Here is a 17,336-nt window from a genome sequence, read left to right on the forward strand (position 1 = left end):
TCTGCACTCGGCGGTGCCGCTCCCCCCGAGTGGCCGGTCAAGCGCCGGCGCCATGAGGGAACTGTTACCGCCTACCCTGTACCAGTCGGTATCTCATCCTCTGGATCTCACACGCAGGCCGACTCTCTCGAGCCGACCTCCGGTCGGGACGCGATGCCCATGCCTTCATCGCCGCAATCGGGCACCCGATGTGCTGTCGATCCCGGCAGGCGTTTCGAACGATAACACGGACTCCCGGTCCCGCCGGGGCGATCAGCGGCGCCGGAGCCGCCGGACCCGGGCCTCGGCCGGGTCGAACGCCACCCGCCGCAATGGCGCCGCCAGCAGCAGCACCACCGCCATCGCCGACAGCGCGGCGAGGACCATCGCGGCGACGAACTGGGCGGCGCCGGACGTCGCCGTCCCGAGGATCAGGTAGCCGGCCAGAACCAGCGCCACCGGCGCCAGCAAGCCGCAGAGCACCGGGACCGGCGGCACCCGGTCACCGTCGGGGCGGCGGGCGGACACCACCGCCGCCCCGGCGCAGGTGACCGCGGCGACCAGGAGACAGCCGCCGACGGTGTCGCTCAACCGGTGCCAGCCCAGCGCCACGGCCGCGGCCGAGACCCAGGCGACGCCGACCCCGCCGGCGATCAGGGCCTGCAGGCGGAAGCGGCGTGGCAGCACGATCGCGAGCGCGACCAGGACGGCCATCGCCGCGCTGACGTGCCCGCTGGGGAAGCTGTTGTGGCTCGCGACACCGAACCGGTCGCCCGTGCTCGGGCGGTCCAGGACGTACAGCTTGAGCAGCTGCGCCACCATCAGTGGCGCGGCGAGCATGAGCAGGGCCGTCACGCCGAGCGCGAACCGGCGCCGCACCAGGGCGATCACCACCAGCAGCACCGCGACGCCACCGAGCACGACCACCAGATCGGTGTCCCGGAGCGAGGCCGCCCACTCGACCGTCGCCCCCGCGGACTGGGCGCTGCGGACGACGCCGTTCTCGACGCCGCGCCCGGCCTCCGTGCGGACGAAGAGCAGGTAGGCCGCGACGAAGGCGAGAGCGAACCCGCCCGCGCTCGCCGCGAGCACGGCGGTGCGGGACACGGCCCGGGTCACGAGCGCATGGCGCCCGGCCGGCGGGGTGGCGGGGCGTACGTCGGAGATGATCACTGCCATGTCTTCGAGTCTGGCTCCGGCATTTCGAGATCCCGTCAGGGCGATGTCATGGTTTTGCTACAAGATCGGCCCGGGTCGCCACGACGTGCGCTTTTCCGAATAATGGCGCCGTGGCCGAGGTACTGGTGGTGGAAGACGACGCGGCGGTGCGGGAAGGACTCCAACTGGCCCTGCGCCGGCAGGGACACGTGGTGCACACCGCGGAGTCGGGTGAGCGCGGCATCGAGGTGCTCGTGCACCAGCATCCCGACATCGTCGTGCTCGACCTGATGCTGCCCGGGATGGACGGCTTCGAGACGTGCCGCCGGATGCGCGCGTCGGGAGCGATCCCGATCATCATGCTCACCGCGCGCAGCGACGACTTCGACGTCGTGGCCGGGCTCGAAGCGGGCGCGGACGACTACGTCGCCAAGCCGGTCGAACCCCGCGTGCTGGACGCGCGGATCCGGGCCGTGCTGCGCCGGGCCGTCAGCGAGCGGCCGGGTGAGCGTCCCGGTGAGCAGCCGGCGCCCGAAGAACGCCACGGCGACCTGGTGATCGACCGGGCCGCGCTCGAGGTGACCAAGCGCGGCGCCCCGGTGTCGCTGACCCCGACCGAGCTGAAGCTGCTGCTGGAGCTCTCGCGCACGCCCGGGCAGGTGTTCAGCCGCCAGCAGATCCTCTCTTCCGTCTGGGACCACGACTACCTCGGCGACTCGCGGCTCGTCGACGCGTGCGTGCAGCGGCTGCGCGCGAAGATCGAAGACGTGCCGGCGAAGCCGGAACACGTGCAGACGGTCCGGGGGTTCGGCTACCGGTTCGGCCGGTCGTGATCCGGCAGGTCCGCTCGTGGCTCGCCGGGCTGAGGCCCCGGCTGGTCGCCGCCTTCGCGGTCATCATGATCCTCGGCGCCACCGCCGCGGCCGGCGCGAGCTACGTCTCCGCGCGCAACGCCATCCTCAAGGGCATCCAGGACCAGACGATGCTGAAGCTGCGCGACCAGATCGTCGCGTACCTGCCGACCGTGTCACTGCCGCCCACCCAAGCCACGCTCGACGCGTTCGCGGCGGCGCTCAAGCCGAGCGGCGCGCTGGTCGTCTACCACAACCTGCACTCGACTTCGGGCATGTCGCTGGAACAGGTGCCCGCCGAACTGCGCCAGACCGTGGCGAACAGCACGTACACCCAGTTCCAGCGGGTCGACGCCCAGGGGTTCCCGCAGTTCTACGTCGGGATCCCGGTGCAGACGGCGTCGGGCACGCCGAGCGGCCTCGAGGTCTTCGCGGGGACATCGCTCGACCAGCAGCAGGCCGCGATCGACGAACTGGCCCGCCAGGCCTGGCTGGTCTCCGCGCTCGCGCTGCCCTTCGCGGTGGGGGTGGCCCTGCTGGCCGCGCGGCAGGTGCTGCGGCCGGTCCGCGCGCTGAACACCGCGGCCGACCAGCTCGGCCGGGGCCGCCTCGACGTGCGGCTGCGGGTCAAGGGCTCCGACGAGCTCGCGCAGCTGGTCACGACGTTCAACCACACCGCGGCGGAGCTGGAGCGCACGGTCGGCACGCTGCGCTCGATGGAGGCCGACGCGCGGCGGTTCGTCGCCGACGTCTCGCACGAGCTGCGGACGCCGCTGGCGGCGATGAACGCCGTCACCGACGTCCTCGACGAGGACGCCGGCCAGCTGCCCGCGGACACCGCGGTCGCCGCGCGGCTGGTGTCGGCGGAGACGAAACGGCTGACCCGGCTGGTGCAGGACCTGATCGAGATCTCCCGGTTCGACGCCGGGCGGGCCGAGCTGCGCCGGGAGGAACTGGACGTCGCGGCCGCGGTCACCGACAGCCTCGCCGCGCGCGGGTGGGAACCCGGTTCCGAAGACTCCGCGGTGGTCGCCGACCTGCCGGCCGGGATCACGGCCGCGCTCGACCGGCGACGGCTGGACATCGTCGTGGCGAACCTGGTCGGCAACGCGCTGCGGCACGGCGCGCCCCCGGTCGAAGTGGTGCTGCGGGCTGAGGGTGCCGACGTCGTGCTGACCGTCACCGACCACGGGCCGGGCATCCCGGACGAAGTCCTGCCCCGGATCTTCGACCGCTTCGCTAAGGCGGACACGGCCCGGGCGCGGTCGGAGGGCAGCGGGCTCGGGCTGTCCATCGCGCGCGAAAACGCGCGGCTGCACGGCGGCGACATCCTCGCGGCCAACACCGGCGTGGGAGCCCGCTTCGAGTTGCGCCTGCCCCGGCAGGCCCTGGTCGTGGAGGCGCGGTGAAGAAGCTCTTCGTCCTGGTCGTCCTGCTGCTGGTGAGCGCGTGCGGCGTCAAGCCGACCGGTGTCGTCTCGGCCGGGCCGGCGCCGACGCTGCGGAACCCGGGCAGCAGCGGGCGCGGCACCGACGCGATCCTGTACTTCGTCATCGGCGGGCGGGTCGCCCCGGTGACGCGGTCGACCGGTACCACCGTGGGGGTCGAAACGGCGCTGTCGATGCTGCTGGCCGGGCCGAGCACCGACGAGGCGGCCGACGGCTACGTGACGAACCTGCCGTACCGGACCGGACCGATCGAGCTGGCTCCCGGCCCGAAGGCGACGATCACCTTCGCGTTCCCGCTGAAGCCGATCGCGGGCACCGGGATCAACCAACTGGTCTGCACCGCGTTCGCGGCGCTGGCCGCGCAGGGCGGGTACTCGGTCGACGGCACCATCGCCCTCGTCGGGACGGACGTCCAGCTGCCGTACCAGGCGTGCCAAGCATTCTGAGCACTGTCTATAGTGGACTGACCGCCACAGTGGCCCAGGCACGAAGATCGGGACGGCCCGGAAGACCCGACCGGGTGCGCCCCCCTCAAACCGACCTGAAGTCAAGCTCCGGGGTACGGCCGGACCGTCCGGGCCTCCGCCAGCGACCGGGCCCACCAGCCCAGCTGGTCGAGCATCGCCTTCGCCGCGACCGCCGCCGCCGCGTCGGTCGGCGTTCCGTCCGCGCCGAAGCGGGCGTGGGCGCCGTGGAAGCTGACCGTGTCGCGGATCGTCACCGCGTGGAGCTCGGCGAAGACCGCCCGCAGGTGCTCGACCGCGCGCAGGCCACCCGACATCCCGCCGTACGAGACGAACGCGACCGGCTTGGCCGTCCACTCCGCGCGGTGCCAGTCGATCGCGTTCTTCAGCGAGGCCGGATAACTGTGGTTGTACTCCGGGGTGACCACGACGAACGCGTCGGCGGCGAGAAGCCGCGGCGTCACCTTCGCGACCTCGGCGACCACCGCCGCCGGCGGCACCGCGCCGAACGCCGGCAGCACCATCGGGAGGTCGGGCTCGGCGAGGTCGACGACGTCGACCTCGAACCCGCCGTGGTCGCCCGCGACGCCGGCCAGCCAGTCCGCCACTACCGGGCCGAACCGTCCTTCCCGGACACTTCCCACGATCACCGCGACCCGCACGGGAGCTTCGGACACACTTCCTCCTTGGCACAGCGGCGTTGTTGCCGTCCGGACCAGGATCAGACCTCAAGCTCGCTTGAAGTCAAGCGTGTGGCTGTGATTGGCTGGAAACCATGGTCACCACCAAGCTGCCCGAGCTCACCGTCGGCGAACTCTCCCGGCGCAGCGGGGTGCCCGCGTCGGCCCTGCGGTTCTACGAAGACGAAGGCCTCATCCGCAGCCGCCGCACCGCGGGCAACCAGCGCCGCTACTGCCGCGACGCGCTGCGGCGGGTGACCTTCATCCGGATGTCCCAGCGGGTCGGCATGCCGCTGTCGACGATCCGGGAGGTGCTCGCCCTGCTTCCCGACGACCGCACCCCGACCCGGGCCGACTGGGCCCGGATCTCTCAGTGCTGGCAGCACGACCTGAACGCGCGGATCCGTCAGATGGAACAGCTGCGCGACCAGCTCACCGACTGCATCGGCTGCGGCTGCATGTCCCTGGCCAAGTGCCGGCTCGCCAACCCGGGCGACCAACTCGGCGCCGACGGGCCCGGCCCGCGGCGCCTGGCCGATCACCGTGGGGACGGCTACGAAGATTAGCGGCGTTCCAGCACGCCGCGGACGAACATCGCCTGCCCGGCGTGCTGGATGTCGTCGTCGAGGACGCTGACCAGCCGCACGCCCAGTGTCACCGGCGGATCCCACGCCTCGTCGACGACCCGGTCGAGCGCCGAGTCGTCGAGGTTCTCGAGGTAGCGGACGGTCTGCTCGTGCACCGCGTCGTAGTAGCCGGTGAGCAGGTCCGGCCGGTCGACCCGGACGGCCTCGACGTCGGCCGGGCGGTGCCCGTAGCCGGTGTCGGCCGCCGGGAACGGGAGACCGAACCGCGAAAGCCAGTCCTGGCCGGTCCACACCTGCTCGGTCCCGGCCACGTCCGCGACGTGGTCGTCCTGGACCCGGGTCAGGTGCCACACCAGCCAGGCGATCGAGTTGGCCTCGTCGTCCAGCCGGGTCCGGAGCTGCTCGGCGGTGAGACCTTCCACCGCCGCGTGCACGTTCTCCCGGACCCGGCCGAAGCCGTCGACGAGCAGATCGGCCACGTTCATCGACTGCCTCCCGTTGCTGAAGCCGTTCACCGGCGTGCTACCCGATCATGCCCGCCGGCAAACGGTTCCGGCTACCGGGGCAGCAGCTGGTCGAAGAACGAGCGGTAGCGGCGCAGCGCGATCCGCAGTTCCTCGGTGGCCGGTTCGCCCTGCCGCCACTGGCCTTCCAGCTCGCTCTTGTGCTCGGCGAACGTGGTGGCCAGCGCGCTGATCACGGCCGCGACCAGCTCGTCGGCCTGGTGCACCGCCTGCTTCGGGTCATCGACGAAGCCGGTCTGCACGTTTTGCCAGCGGTCCCGGAAGCCGGTGACCTTGTCCTCGTCGATCAGCGGCTGCGCCTCGACGTCACCGCCCGACTTCGCGGGTGCCTCGACGTCGCCACCCGACTGGGCGGGCGTGGCGTCGGTGTGGCCGTCGTCGGCGGTGGGCTGGGCCGACGCCGAAGCCAGGTCGGCCGTGCTCAGGTTCTGGTCGCCGTCGCGGTCGAGGTCGGTGTCACGATCGGTGTCGCGGTCGGCGTCGCGATCGGCGTCATAGCCCTCGTCGACGCCCGGTTCGCGGAAGTCGGCCCGGTCCCCGGGAACTCCGGCGGTGTCCGGCTCGCGGCCGTCCTCGTGTCCGGTGAAGTCGTCGTCGTGTTCGGCGCTGTGCCGGGTCAGGTGCTCGGTCATGGTCAGCGTCCTCCGTTCCACTCGGTCCGCGGCTGCGCGGACGCCTGGCGTTCGTCCTGTCCGGTTTCGTGGGTCTCGTGCCGGTCGTCGTCGCGACGGTCGGCGCGGTCACGGTCGTGCCCGTTGTGGTCGTGCCCGTTGCGGCGGTCGTGGTGGCCGTGCTGGTCGTCATCCGCGCCGTCGGTCAGCAGGTCCTCGAACACGGTGCGGTAGCGCACCATCGCGTCGCGCAGGTCCTCAGTGGACGCTCCGTCGCGCTTCTGCTGCGTGGTGTGCGCGGCACGGTAGTGCTCGAGGGTCTTGGCGTGGCGCACCGAAAGGTCGGCCACCTGCTGCTCGTACCCCTCGGTGGGATACCCGCGCTCACCCATCAGCGCCACGAGGAGCTGGTCCGCTTCGGAGACCGCGGTGGACGGCTCGTCGACGAACTTTTCCTGCACCTGCGTCCATTCCCGGGCGTAGCGCTCCCGCGCCGACGCCGACAGCGGACGGATGTCGAGTTCCTTGTGCCGGCGCTCGCGCTCGGCGAGTTCACGCTGTGCGGCACGCGGGTTTTCGCTCTCCTCGACCGTCCGGTCGTACTCCGGGCCGAACCGCTGCTGCAGCCGCTTGCGCTGCATCTCTTGCGACACAAGCCAAATCACGGCACCGAGCACCGCGATGGCCACGACGACGATCACGACGATCAGCCATGTGGGCATTGCACAAACTCCTTAACGGATGTCGCCCCCGACGCGTCCGGAGTTCCCGCCCACCGGGGCCGGAAACCGTGTTGACCCGCGATTCGGCCGACCGGCCGCGCGGATACGGCCGGATGCCGACCACGACCCACGGGTGTAACGACGATAACACCAGATGACTAGCGCCGTTACCATCTCGGTGCTATCGTCGATAACAGAATGACGGAAGCGGTGATACCACCACCGCACTGACCGGAAGAAGGAAGACCATGACCACCACCGGAACCCGCGTCGCGATCGTCACCGGCGGCTCCCGCGGCATCGGCCGCCAGGTCGCCGAGCGGCTGGCCGCCGACGGCATGGCCGTCGTCGTCAACTACGCCGGCAACGAGAAGGAGGCCCAGGCCGCGGTCGACACCATCACCGAGCGGGGCGGGCGGGCGATCGCCGTCCGCGCCGACGTGGCCGACCCGGCCGCGGTCGCGGAGCTGTTCGACACCGCGGAGGCCACGTTCGGCGGCGTGGACGTCGTCGCCCACCTGGCCGGCGTGATGAACCCGCCGACCCCCATCGCCGACACCGATTTCGAGGTCCTCGACCGGGTGCACCGCACCAACATCCGCGGCACCTTCGCCGTGGCCCAGCAGGCCGCGAAGCGGGTGCGCGACGGCGGCGCGGTGATCACCACCTCGACGTCGGTGCTCGGGCTGAACCTGCCCGGCTACGGGATCTACAACGCGACCAAGGGCGCGGTCGAGGCGATCACCATGATCCTGGCGCGCGAGCTGCGCGGCCGCGACATCACCGTGAACACCGTGGCACCGGGCCCGACGGCGACCGCACTGTTCCTCGACGGCAAGGACGAGGAGACCGTCGGCCGGATGGCCAAGCAGCCGCCGCTCGAGCGGCTCGGCAAGCCCGAGGACATCGCCGAGGTCGTCGCGTTCCTCGCCGGCCCGGCCCGCTGGGTCAACGGCCAGGTGCTGCGCACCAACGGCGGAATCGTCTGAGAGGGAAGACCGTGATCATCGTCGTCACCGGCGCCTCCAGTGGGATCGGCGCCCTCTCCGCCCGGGCGCTGGCCCGCAACGGCCACACCGTCTACGCGGGGATGCGCGCCACCGGCGGCCGCAACGCACCCCAGGTCGAGGCCGCCGTCGCGTTCGCCCGTGAGCACGGCGTGGACCTGCGCCCGGTCGAGCTGGACGTCTCCAGTCAGGACTCCGCCGACGCCGCCGTCGAGCGGATCGTCGCCGAGCAGGGCCGGCTGGACGTCGTCGTGCACAACGCCGGGCACATGGTGCTCGGCCCGGCCGAGGCGTTCACCCCCGAGCAGCTCGCGCAGCTGTACGACACCAACGCGATCGGCACTCAGCGTGTCAACCGGGCCGCGCTCCCCCACCTGCGCGCGCAACGCGACGGGCTGCTGGTGTGGGTGTCGAGCAGCAGCGTCCGCGGCGGCACCCCGCCCTACCTCGCGCCGTACTTCGCGGCGAAGGCGGCGATGGACAGCCTCGCCGTCTCCTACGCCGCCGAAGTGGCCCGCTTCGGCATCGACACCACGATCGTCGTGCCGGGCGCGTTCACCTCGGGCACCCGGCACTTCCCGAACTCCGGGCACCCGGCCGACGAGGCCGTCGCGGCCGCCTACGAGGAGCGGTACGCGGGGTTGGTGGACCACGTCGCGGAGAAGCTGGCCGACATCACCCCGGCCGACGCCGACGTCGCGACCGTCGCCGAGGAGCTGGCTAGGGTCGTCGACCTGCCCAAGGGGAAGCGGCCGTTCCGGGTGCACATCGACCCGTCCGACGACGGCGGGTGGCTGGTCGCGGAGGTCGGCGACCGGATCCGGAGCGAGTTCCTGCGCCGGATCGACCTGGGCGACCTGCTCAGCCCGGCGGCCGGCTGAACCGCGTGACGATCACGTGGTCCTTCGCCGGGCCGCGGACCGCCCACTCCTGCCGCCAGCGCCGCGCGTCGAGCACCCGGTAGCTGCCGCGGTAGAGGTCGTCGCGGCAGGGGTGGTCGGTGGTCCAGTGCCCGGCGCGCAGGTCGACGGCGTGGAAGAACCCGCCGTGGTCGAAGTGCACGTCCGCACGCCCGGGCGCGGTGGGCCGGTAGTGCAGCGTGCGGGTCACCGGTCCGGTATAGGCGCCGAGCCGCATCTCGCCGGCTTCGCGGTAGACGAGCACGCCGTCCTCCTCGGTGAAGGTGGCCGTGCCGGTCACCTCCCCCGCCGGATCCCCGCCGGCGGTGAGGATTTCGCGGTCGAGCCGCCACTCGCCGGCGAAATGCGCGGCGAGATCGGGCACCGGGAAGCACTCGTCCATCACGACCAGTGTGTCATCCGGCCGTGACCGGGCCGGGATAGGTTCGGATCATGCGTCTTCCGAGGGGGATGGCCGCCCTGTGCGTGCTCGCCTGCGTCACCGCCTGTTCCGGCCCGCCGCCCGCGGTCACGCCGCCCGCGGTCCCGCCGCCACCGGCCACGACGAGCCACCCGCCGACGCCGGCCCGCACCACGACCAGCCCGCCGCCGGCCTTCGTCAGCCCCGCGGAGGTCACCGCGGCGTGCCCGTTCGTCACGGTGGACGACATCACGCACGCGATCGGCGGCAGCTGGTCGGCCACCGCGGTCGAGCAGCCGGCGGAGAAGGATTCGTTCCTCTGCACCTACAAGAGCGAATTCCACGACGCCGCGGCATTCCAGCTGCGGATTCTCGTGCCCGTCGGCCGGTCTCCCCGGGGACTGTCCGCCGACATCGCGAAGTCGTGCGCGAAAAGCCCGGTCGCCGTTCCCGGCACCGGTGACGCCGCGTTCCACTGCCAGGGCCCCGACCAGGACATCGACGGGATCGCGGAGAAGCAGACGCGGATCGTCGTCACCAAGACGAGTCACGGCCGGACCCGGGCCGGGGTGCTGGATCTGCACACGATCCGCGACGACGTCTACGTCGCCCTCGCGAAACTCCTCGGCGAACGGCTCTGATCCCGCCGCGCCGGAGAGGGCGGCCGGAAGTTGTCGGACCCCCGCTCTAGACTCGGCCGGGTGGCAGAGACCGAGTTCGCAACTGCGTCCGACGCGCTGGAGACCCTCCGGCGCGTGTTCGGCTACGACGCCTTCCGCGGCGACCAGGCGGCGATCGTCGAGCACGTGATCGCGGGTGGCGACGCGCTCGTCCTGATGCCCACCGGTGGCGGGAAGTCGTTGTGCTACCAGATTCCCGCGCTGGTGCGGCCGGGTGTCGGCGTGGTCGTCTCCCCCCTGATCGCGCTGATGCAGGACCAGGTCGACGCGTTGCGCAACGCCGGTGTCCGCGCCGGTTTCCTCAACTCCACGCAGGACTACGCGGCCCGCCAGGAGGTCGAGTCGGCGTTCCTGTCCGGGGAGCTCGACCTGCTCTACCTGGCCCCGGAACGGCTTTCGGTGGAATCCACCGTGCGGCTGCTCGACCGCGGCAAGATCTCGCTGTTCGCGATCGACGAGGCGCACTGCGTCGCCCAGTGGGGCCACGACTTCCGGCCCGACTACCTCCAGCTTTCCGCGCTGCACGAACGCTGGCCGGACGTGCCGCGGATCGCGCTCACCGCCACCGCGACCGAGGCCACGCACCAGGAGATCGCGGCCCGGCTGAACCTCGACGAGGCCCGCCACTTCGTCGCGAGCTTCGACCGGCCGAACATCCAGTACCGGATCGTCGGCAAGAACTCGCCGCAGCGGCAACTGCTGGAGCTGCTGCGCACCGAGCACCAGGGCGACGCGGGGATCGTCTACTGCCTGTCCCGGAATTCGGTCGAGAAAACCGCGGAGTTCCTGGTGCAGAACGGGATTCCCGCGGTCCCCTACCACGCGGGCCTCGACGCGCGCACCCGCGCGAAGCACCAGTCGCGGTTCCTCCGCGAGGACGGCCTGATCGTGGTCGCGACGATCGCGTTCGGCATGGGCATCGACAAGCCGGACGTCCGGTTCGTCGCCCACCTCGACCTGCCGAAGTCCGTCGAGGGCTACTACCAGGAGACCGGGCGCGCGGGGCGTGACGGCCTGCCCTCCACCGCCTGGCTCGCGTACGGCCTGCAGGACGTCGTGCAGCAGCGCAAGATGATCGACACGTCCGAGGGCGACGACGCGCACCGGCGGCGGCTGGGCGCGCACCTGAACGCGATGCTCGCGCTGTGCGAGACGGTGGAGTGCCGCCGCGTGCAGATCCTCAACTACTTCGGGCAGAAGAGCGAACCCTGCGGCAACTGCGACACGTGCCTGAGCCCGCCCGAGAAGTTCGACGGCACGATCCCGGCGCAGAAGCTGCTGTCGACGATCGTGCGGCTGCGCAACGAACGGCGGCAGAAGTTCGGAGCCGGGCAGGTGATCGACATCCTGCTCGGCAAGTCCACGCCGAAGGTCACGCAGTTCCAGCACGACACACTCAAGACGTTCGGCATCGGTACCGAGCTGCGCGAGCCCGAGTGGCGCGCGGTGGTGCGGCAGCTGCTGGCCCAGGGCCTGCTCGCGGTCGAAGGCGACTACGGCTCGCTGGTGCTCACCGAGGCCAGCGCCGAAGTCCTGAGTGGCGACCGTGACGTGATGCTGCGCCGCGAGCCCGAGCGCGCGGCGGCCGCGAAGGTCCGCGGCAGCAGGAAGACCGCCCCCGCGGTGGACATGCCCGCGGAGGCGGCCCCGGTGTTCGAGCGCCTGCGTGCCTGGCGGGCCGGCGTCGCGAAGGAGCAGGGCGTGCCCGCGTACGTCATCTTCCACGACGCGACCCTGCGCCAGATCGCCACGCAACGGCCGGCTTCACTGGCCGACCTGGGCACGGTCAGCGGCGTCGGCGAGAACAAGCTCGCCAAGTACGGCGAGGGCGTCCTCGAGGTGCTGACCGCCGGGTGACTAGCGGGTGGCCGGCCCCGGCTGCCCGTCCGGCCCGGTCACGGAGTTGACCTTGCGGACCGCGCCGGCGATCTGCTCGTGGTACTTGCCCTTGGTCTTGTCGTCGACGAACTTGGCCGCCTTGCCGACGGCCCCGTTCACCTTTTCGGGGTTTTTCTTGGCGTACGCGCGGGCGGCGCCGGCCGCGCCGGCCAGCACGGTGAGCTTGCGCAGGAAAGCCATGGTCGTCTCCCTCGTCGGTGTGCGGTCATCCTGACAACGCGGACGAACCACCCGGAGGTTCCCCGTGTGACGACCGCCAAACCTCGGGGGCTCAGCGTGCCGGGCCGGGGACGCACCGTGGCCGGGGGCGGAAAATGCCGCGCGACCTGCCGCCACCCGCCTCTAGGCTCGCGCTCATGCGCGACCTGGCGACCCTGCCGAAGGCCCACCTGCACGTCCATCTGGAGAGCACCGTCCGGCCGGGCACCCTGCGCGAACTGGGCGAGGCCAACGGCGTCGACGTCCCGGCCGAGCCGCCGGTGTTCGACGGCTTCCGCGCCTTCGCCGACTACAACGCGCTCATCCGCTCCTGCCTGCGGCGGCCCGAGGACTTCGAGCGCATCGCCCGCGAGTACTGCGAAGACGAACTCGCCCAAGGCACGCGCTACGCGGAGATCACGTTCACCGCGGCTTCGCACGGGGAGCGCCTCGGCGACCTCGAAATGCCGCTCGCGTCCGTCCTCAAAGGACTATCCGGCACCGGGCTCGGGTGGCGGCTCCTCCTGGACCACTCGCGACGCCGTTCGGTCGAGCGGGCCGAGCGCACCCTCGACCTCGCGCTGAAGTACGACGAAGTCTTCGCGATCGGCATGGCCGGTGAGGAAAACCACTCCCTGCGTCCCTTCGCGACGGTCTTCGAGAAAGCCCGCGCGGCCGGCCTCCACCTGCTGCACCACACGGGCGAGGACGCCGGCCCGGACAGCATCCGGGAAGCCCTCGAAGTCGGCCGGACCGAACGGCTGGGCCACGGCATCCGCGTTCTCGAAGACCCCGCGCTGGTCGCCGAGGTCCGCGACCGGGGGCTCGCGCTGGAGGTCTGCCCGTCCTCGAACGTGACGCTCGGGCTCGTGCCGTCCCTGCCCGGGCACCCGCTCCCCCGGCTCCTCGACGCCGGGCTGACGGTCACGCTCAACACCGACGTCCCGTCGGTCACCGGCGCGAACCTGGCCGCGGAGTACGCCCGCGTCCGGGACGCCTTCGGCTACGACGACGCCGTGATGGCGGGCTTCGCGCGGGCGAGCGTCACCGCGTCCTTCGCCCCCGAGGCGACCAAGGACGTGATGCTGCGCGACATCGACGCGTGGCTCACACCGGCAGCAGGCGGGTGACCAGCGTGCCGAGCTGGTGCACCGTGCGGCACTCGTGCATCTCGACGACCTCGGCGTACTCCAGCGCGGCCGAGTCGCCGGTCGACCACAACGACCGCCGTTCCGGGTTCAGCCAGTAGACGTGCCGGGCGCGGGCCTTGATCTCGCGGACGGCGTCGAGGTTCGGGTCGCCGCCGTTGGTGCGGGCGTCGCCGAGGATCAGCACCGACGTGCGCGGACCGACCGCGTCGAGCCAGTTGGCCGTGAACTGGCGCAGCGAGCCGCCGTAGTCGCTGTGGCCGTCCCAGCGCACCAGCGCCGCTTCGGACAGCATGCGCGCGCCCAGGTGCTCGGGGTCGGCGGTGCCCGTGGTGACCAGGTGGGTGACCTCGTCGGCGCTGTCGACGAAGGCGAACACGCGGATCTTGCTGAACTGGTCGCGCAGGGCCTGCACCAGCAGCATGGTGAAGTTCGCGAACCCCGCCACCGAGCCGGAAAGGTCGCACAGCAGCACGATTTCCGGCCGGCCGGGCCGCCGGTGGCGGTAGGCCGGGCGCAGCGGCACCCCACCGGTCGACAGCGACCGCCGCAGCGTGCGGCGCAGGTCGATCTGCCCGCGCGTCGTGCGCTTGCGGCGGGCGGCGAGGCGCGTCGCGAGCTTGCGGGACAGCGGCTGGATCGTCCGGCGCAGCTCGGCGAGCTGGGTCCGGCTGGCGATGAGGAAGTCGACGCGGTCGGGCGCGGGCGCGATGGCGTGCTTGGCGACGCGCTCGCGGCCACGGACCTCGGCCGCGCGCCGGCGCGCCTCGGTGCGGACCTGACCGCGGAAGCCTTCGACGCGACGCCGGATCTCGTCGCGGTCGAACCGATCGGTGAACTCGCCGCGCGCGCCGCCGCCGCGCACCGCGGCCAGCACCCGCGCGATCAGCGTCTGCGGCTGGAGCCGCTCCAGGGTCTGGTGGGCCGAGAACCCGCCGCCCGGGCCGGAGGACGAGCCGTACTGGCCGAGCATGTCCACCGCGAGCCCGGCGAGCTGGGAGAGGGCCTGCTGGTCGCCGTCGGCGAGTGCGGCGGCGAGTTCCTCGCGCAGCTCTTCCAGCGTCGACGGCTGGTCTTCCCGGGCCCGCTCGGGCGTGCCGATCCCGGCCGGGAAGTAAAGGTCGAACGCGGCGTCGAACACCGCGCGCTGCCCGCCGCGCCGGACCAGCGCCGCGGCCAGGCCTTCGCGGACCAGCTCGCGGTCGTCGAAACCGAGGACCTCCAGCGCGGCCGCGGCGTCGACCGTCTCGGCGGGGCCGGCCGGGATGCCCTGGGCCCGCAGTGCCTTGACGAACGACGCGAGCCGCTCCGGCACGCCGCCGGTCACGACGCGTCCAGGACCTGTTCGAGCTTCAGGCCGGCGCCGGCCTTGGCGATGTCGTCCTGGTGCTTGAGGACGACGCCGAGGCTCTCCCGGACGACCTGCTCGTCCAGGGCGTCCGCGCCGAGCGCGAGCAGCGTGCGGGCCCAGTCGATGGTCTCGGCGACCGACGGCAGCTTGCGCAGGTCCATCGCGCGCAGCGCGGCGATCACCCGGACGACGGAATCCGCGAGCGCTTCGTCGATGCCCGGGACCTTGAGCCGGACGATGTCGCGTTCGAGCTCTTCGTCCGGGAAGTCGATGTGCAGGAACAGGCACCGTCGGCGCAGGGCCTCGGACAGCTCGCGCGTCGCGTTGGAGGTCAGCACGGCGAACGGCGCGCGCGTCGCGGTGATCGTGCCCAGCTCCGGCACCGTCACCTGGAAGTCGCCGAGCACCTCCAGCAGCAGGCCCTCGACCTCCATGTCGGCCTTGTCGGTCTCGTCGATCAGCAGCACGGTCGGCTCGTCGGAGGAGATCGCGGTGAGCAGCGGGCGGCGCAGCAGGAACTCCTCGCCGAAGATGTCGGTGCGGGCGTCCTCCCACGTCTCGTCGCGGCCGGCGGTGATCCGCAGCAGCTGCTTCGCGTGGTTCCACTCGTACAGCGCGCGGGCCTCGTCGATGCCCTCGTAGCACTGCAGGCGCACCAGCCGCGAGCCGCTGACCTGGGCGACGGCCTTGGCGAGCTCGGTCTTGCCGACGCCGGCGGGGCCCTCGACGAGCAGCGGCTTGCCGAGCCGGTCGGCCAGGAACACCGTGGTCGCCACCGCCGTCGAGGCCAGGTAGCCGGCTTCGGCCAGTTTCGCCGACACGTCGTCGACGGAAGCGAAGAATCCGGTGCCCACCACTGACCTCCTAAGCGGTCGCTCACCAGGAGCGTACCCGACAGCCGGGCTAGCATCGGCCGCGTGACCTACGTTGCGGCATCCGGCCGATACGAATCGATCCCCTACCGGCGCTGCGGGCGGTCCGGGCTCAAGCTGCCCGCGATCTCGCTCGGGCTGTGGCACAACTTCGGCCACGACCGTCCGCTGCAGACCCAGCGCGACATCACCCGCCGCGCCTTCGACCTCGGCATCACGCACTTCGACCTGGCCAACAACTACGGCCCGCCGTACGGCTCGGCGGAAGAGAACTTCGGGCGGCTGCTGGCCACCGACTTCAAGCCGTACCGCGACGAGCTGGTGATCTCGACCAAGGCGGGCTACGACATGTGGCCCGGCCCGTACGGCGAGTGGGGCTCCCGCAAGTACCTGCTGTCCTCCCTGGACCAGTCGCTCGGCCGGCTGGGCCTGGACTACGTCGACATCTTCTACTCCCACCGGTTCGACCCCGAGACGCCACTGGAGGAGACGGTCGGGGCGCTCGACTCCGCCGTCCGCGCCGGGAAAGCGCTTTACGTCGGGATTTCGTCGTACAACTCGGAGCGGACCGCCGAGGCCGCGCGGTTGCTGCGCGAACTCGGCACGCCGCTGCTGATCCACCAGCCGTCGTACTCGATGCTGAACCGCTGGATCGAGGAGGACGGGCTCCTGGACACCCTGGAGGAGGTGGGCGCGGGCTGCATCGCGTTCTCGCCGCTGGCGCAGGGGCTGCTCACGGACAAGTACCTCAAGGGCGTCCCCGCGGATTCGCGGGCGGCGCAGGGCAAGTCGCTCGACCCGGACACCCTCGACGAAGACCGGCTGGGCCGGGTCCGCGCGCTCAACGAGATCGCCTCGCGCCGCGGCCAGTCGCTGGCCCAGCTGGCGCTCGCGTGGGCCCTGCGCGACCACCGCGTGACGTCGGTGCTGATCGGCGCGAGCAGCGTCAAGCAGCTCGAAGACAACGTCGGCGCGCTGGGCAACCTCGACTTCAGCTCGGAGGAGCTGACCGAGATCGACGGCCACGCCACCGACGCGGACATCAACCTCTGGAAGCGGTCCTCGGACGGCTGACAGCCGGCGAACTGACGACGGCGGGGCGCCCAGTGTGTCCCGCCGTTTTCGGGTCGACGTTTGACCAGATTTCGTATTTGGTCATACGATGGCGGCATGCCTCCTGCCGAAGACCGCGCCGAGCGGGCCGAGCGGATCCTCACCGCGGCCGCCGAGCTGCTGCTGCGGGCCGGCTACCGGCGCACGACGATCGAGGACGTCGCCGAGCGCGCGGACGTCGGCAAGGGGACCGTCTACCTGCACTGGAAGAACCGTGAGGAACTGTTCCTCGCGGTGCTGCTCCGGGAGTCCGTGCGCACCATCGAGGACCTCGTCCGGGCGGTCGAAGCGGACCCGCTCGCCGCGCGGCTGTCGCGGCTGACCGAGGTCCAGTACGCGAACGTGCTGGGTCGCCCGCTGCTGCGCGCGGGGTACGCCGACGACGCCGGCACACTCGGGAAGCTCCTGCCGAAGCTGCACGCCCAGCTCGACCCGCGGCACGACGAGGCGTTCGTCGAGTACCTCGAGCTGCTGGCGGCCAACGACCTGCTGCGCGCCGACCGGCCGGCCCGCGAGCTCGCCGTCGCCTACCAGGCGGTGTTGCACGGCTTCCTCGTCAGCACACCCCCGCCGGCGTCCGCGCTGATCGCCGACACCGTCGCGCACGCCTTCGAGCCGGCCGCCGTCTCGACGAGGCAGCTGCGCGCGGTGGCGCCGCGGGTCGTCGGGCTGTTCACCGAATCCGTCGCGCTCGACCGGAAGCAGCTCGAGCGGGCTTACTAGA

General features: G+C 71.8%; 20 protein-coding genes. 11 read left to right on the forward strand and 9 right to left on the reverse strand.

Going from position 1 to position 17,336, the window contains the following annotated elements; genetic code table 11:
* Nucleotides 1-252 precede the first annotated feature (252 nt).
* Nucleotides 253-1,152 (reverse strand): phosphatase PAP2 family protein, encoded by a 900-nt coding sequence (locus tag ABZ342_RS00585; protein ID WP_360468141.1) that lies wholly within the window; start codon nt 1,150-1,152, stop codon nt 253-255.
* Between the two features lie 116 nt (nt 1,153-1,268).
* Here ABZ342_RS00585 and ABZ342_RS00590 point away from each other — a divergent pair, with 116 nt between their 5' ends.
* Genes ABZ342_RS00590 through ABZ342_RS00600 form a run of 3 tightly spaced genes read left to right on the forward strand, consistent with a single transcriptional unit; the run spans nt 1,269 to nt 3,882 of the window.
* A complete protein-coding gene (locus tag ABZ342_RS00590) occupies nt 1,269-1,970 on the forward strand; it encodes a response regulator transcription factor (protein ID WP_360467992.1) in 702 nt (233 codons plus the stop codon).
* Nucleotides 1,967-3,397, forward strand: a complete 1,431-nt coding sequence (locus ABZ342_RS00595) for a HAMP domain-containing sensor histidine kinase (protein ID WP_360467993.1) — start codon at nt 1,967-1,969, stop codon at nt 3,395-3,397. Before ABZ342_RS00590 ends, ABZ342_RS00595 begins: the two co-directional genes overlap by 4 nt.
* On the forward strand, nt 3,394-3,882 hold the full coding sequence (locus ABZ342_RS00600) for a hypothetical protein (RefSeq protein ID WP_360467994.1): 489 nt from the start codon (nt 3,394-3,396) through the stop codon (nt 3,880-3,882). The genes ABZ342_RS00595 and ABZ342_RS00600 overlap by 4 nt, the downstream gene beginning before the upstream one ends.
* Nucleotides 3,883-3,983: 101 nt before the next feature.
* Here ABZ342_RS00600 and ABZ342_RS00605 read toward each other — a convergent pair whose 3' ends face one another.
* Nucleotides 3,984-4,577: an NAD(P)H-dependent oxidoreductase gene (locus ABZ342_RS00605; protein ID WP_360467995.1), complete on the reverse strand. Its 594-nt coding sequence runs from the start codon at nt 4,575-4,577 to the stop codon at nt 3,984-3,986.
* Nucleotides 4,578-4,675: 98 nt separating this feature from the next.
* Between ABZ342_RS00605 and soxR the strand changes: the two genes are divergently transcribed.
* Nucleotides 4,676-5,146: a redox-sensitive transcriptional activator SoxR gene (gene soxR / locus ABZ342_RS00610; RefSeq protein ID WP_360467996.1), complete on the forward strand. Its 471-nt coding sequence runs from the start codon at nt 4,676-4,678 to the stop codon at nt 5,144-5,146.
* Here soxR and ABZ342_RS00615 read toward each other — a convergent pair.
* The 3 genes from ABZ342_RS00615 to ABZ342_RS00625 all read right to left on the reverse strand — a co-directional run bounded on the left by ABZ342_RS00615 (nt 5,143) and on the right by ABZ342_RS00625 (nt 7,024).
* Nucleotides 5,143-5,652: a DUF664 domain-containing protein gene (locus tag ABZ342_RS00615; protein ID WP_360467997.1), complete on the reverse strand. Its 510-nt coding sequence runs from the start codon at nt 5,650-5,652 to the stop codon at nt 5,143-5,145. The two genes, soxR and ABZ342_RS00615, sit on opposite strands and share 4 nt — an antisense overlap.
* Nucleotides 5,653-5,723: 71 nt before the next feature.
* Nucleotides 5,724-6,323, reverse strand: coding sequence for a hypothetical protein (locus tag ABZ342_RS00620; protein WP_360467998.1), 600 nt, complete (start codon nt 6,321-6,323; stop codon nt 5,724-5,726).
* A gap of 2 nt (nt 6,324-6,325) precedes the next feature.
* On the reverse strand, nt 6,326-7,024 hold the full coding sequence (locus ABZ342_RS00625) for a hypothetical protein (protein WP_155546075.1): 699 nt from the start codon (nt 7,022-7,024) through the stop codon (nt 6,326-6,328).
* A gap of 248 nt (nt 7,025-7,272) precedes the next feature.
* Between ABZ342_RS00625 and ABZ342_RS00630 the strand changes: the two genes are divergently transcribed.
* Nucleotides 7,273-8,013, forward strand: coding sequence for an SDR family oxidoreductase (locus ABZ342_RS00630; protein ID WP_360467999.1), 741 nt, complete (start codon nt 7,273-7,275; stop codon nt 8,011-8,013).
* An 11-nt stretch (nt 8,014-8,024) separates the two neighbouring features.
* Nucleotides 8,025-8,912: an SDR family oxidoreductase gene (locus ABZ342_RS00635; protein WP_360468000.1), complete on the forward strand. Its 888-nt coding sequence runs from the start codon at nt 8,025-8,027 to the stop codon at nt 8,910-8,912.
* Here the strand turns inward: ABZ342_RS00635 and ABZ342_RS00640 are convergent.
* Nucleotides 8,893-9,333: a DUF6314 family protein gene (locus ABZ342_RS00640; RefSeq protein ID WP_360468001.1), complete on the reverse strand. Its 441-nt coding sequence runs from the start codon at nt 9,331-9,333 to the stop codon at nt 8,893-8,895. The two genes, ABZ342_RS00635 and ABZ342_RS00640, sit on opposite strands and share 20 nt — an antisense overlap.
* A gap of 50 nt (nt 9,334-9,383) precedes the next feature.
* Between ABZ342_RS00640 and ABZ342_RS00645 the strand changes: the two genes are divergently transcribed.
* Nucleotides 9,384-9,992, forward strand: a complete 609-nt coding sequence (locus tag ABZ342_RS00645; RefSeq protein ID WP_360468002.1) for a hypothetical protein — start codon at nt 9,384-9,386, stop codon at nt 9,990-9,992.
* 60 nt (nt 9,993-10,052) lie between these two features.
* Nucleotides 10,053-11,888 carry a DNA helicase RecQ gene (gene recQ / locus ABZ342_RS00650; protein ID WP_360468003.1) on the forward strand — a complete coding sequence of 612 codons (1,836 nt, stop codon included), beginning with the start codon at nt 10,053-10,055 and terminating at the stop codon, nt 11,886-11,888.
* Here the strand turns inward: recQ and ABZ342_RS00655 are convergent, their stop codons facing one another.
* Nucleotides 11,889-12,110, reverse strand: a complete 222-nt coding sequence (locus ABZ342_RS00655; RefSeq protein WP_155546069.1) for an antitoxin — start codon at nt 12,108-12,110, stop codon at nt 11,889-11,891.
* Between the two features lie 176 nt (nt 12,111-12,286).
* On the opposite strand from ABZ342_RS00655, the gene add reads away from it, so the two are divergent.
* Nucleotides 12,287-13,258: an adenosine deaminase gene (add, locus tag ABZ342_RS00660; protein WP_360468004.1), complete on the forward strand. Its 972-nt coding sequence runs from the start codon at nt 12,287-12,289 to the stop codon at nt 13,256-13,258.
* Here the strand turns inward: add and ABZ342_RS00665 are convergent.
* On the reverse strand, nt 13,236-14,603 hold the full coding sequence (locus ABZ342_RS00665; RefSeq protein WP_360468005.1) for a VWA domain-containing protein: 1,368 nt from the start codon (nt 14,601-14,603) through the stop codon (nt 13,236-13,238). The genes add and ABZ342_RS00665 overlap by 23 nt on opposite strands.
* Nucleotides 14,600-15,481 carry a MoxR family ATPase gene (locus ABZ342_RS00670; protein WP_360468006.1) on the reverse strand — a complete coding sequence of 294 codons (882 nt, stop codon included), beginning with the start codon at nt 15,479-15,481 and terminating at the stop codon, nt 14,600-14,602. The genes ABZ342_RS00665 and ABZ342_RS00670 overlap by 4 nt, the downstream gene beginning before the upstream one ends.
* 63 nt (nt 15,482-15,544) lie before the next feature.
* Between ABZ342_RS00670 and mgrA the strand changes: the two genes are divergently transcribed.
* Nucleotides 15,545-16,573: an L-glyceraldehyde 3-phosphate reductase gene (gene mgrA / locus ABZ342_RS00675; protein ID WP_155546065.1), complete on the forward strand. Its 1,029-nt coding sequence runs from the start codon at nt 15,545-15,547 to the stop codon at nt 16,571-16,573.
* Nucleotides 16,574-16,669: 96 nt separating this feature from the next.
* Entirely contained in the window at nt 16,670-17,335 is a 666-nt protein-coding gene (locus tag ABZ342_RS00680; protein ID WP_360468007.1) for a helix-turn-helix domain-containing protein, read from the forward strand.
* The last annotated feature ends 1 nt before the right edge of the window (nt 17,336 follow it).

This window comes from Amycolatopsis sp. NPDC005961 (assembly GCF_040629235.1).
Classification (GTDB): domain Bacteria; phylum Actinomycetota; class Actinomycetes; order Mycobacteriales; family Pseudonocardiaceae; genus Amycolatopsis; species Amycolatopsis camponoti.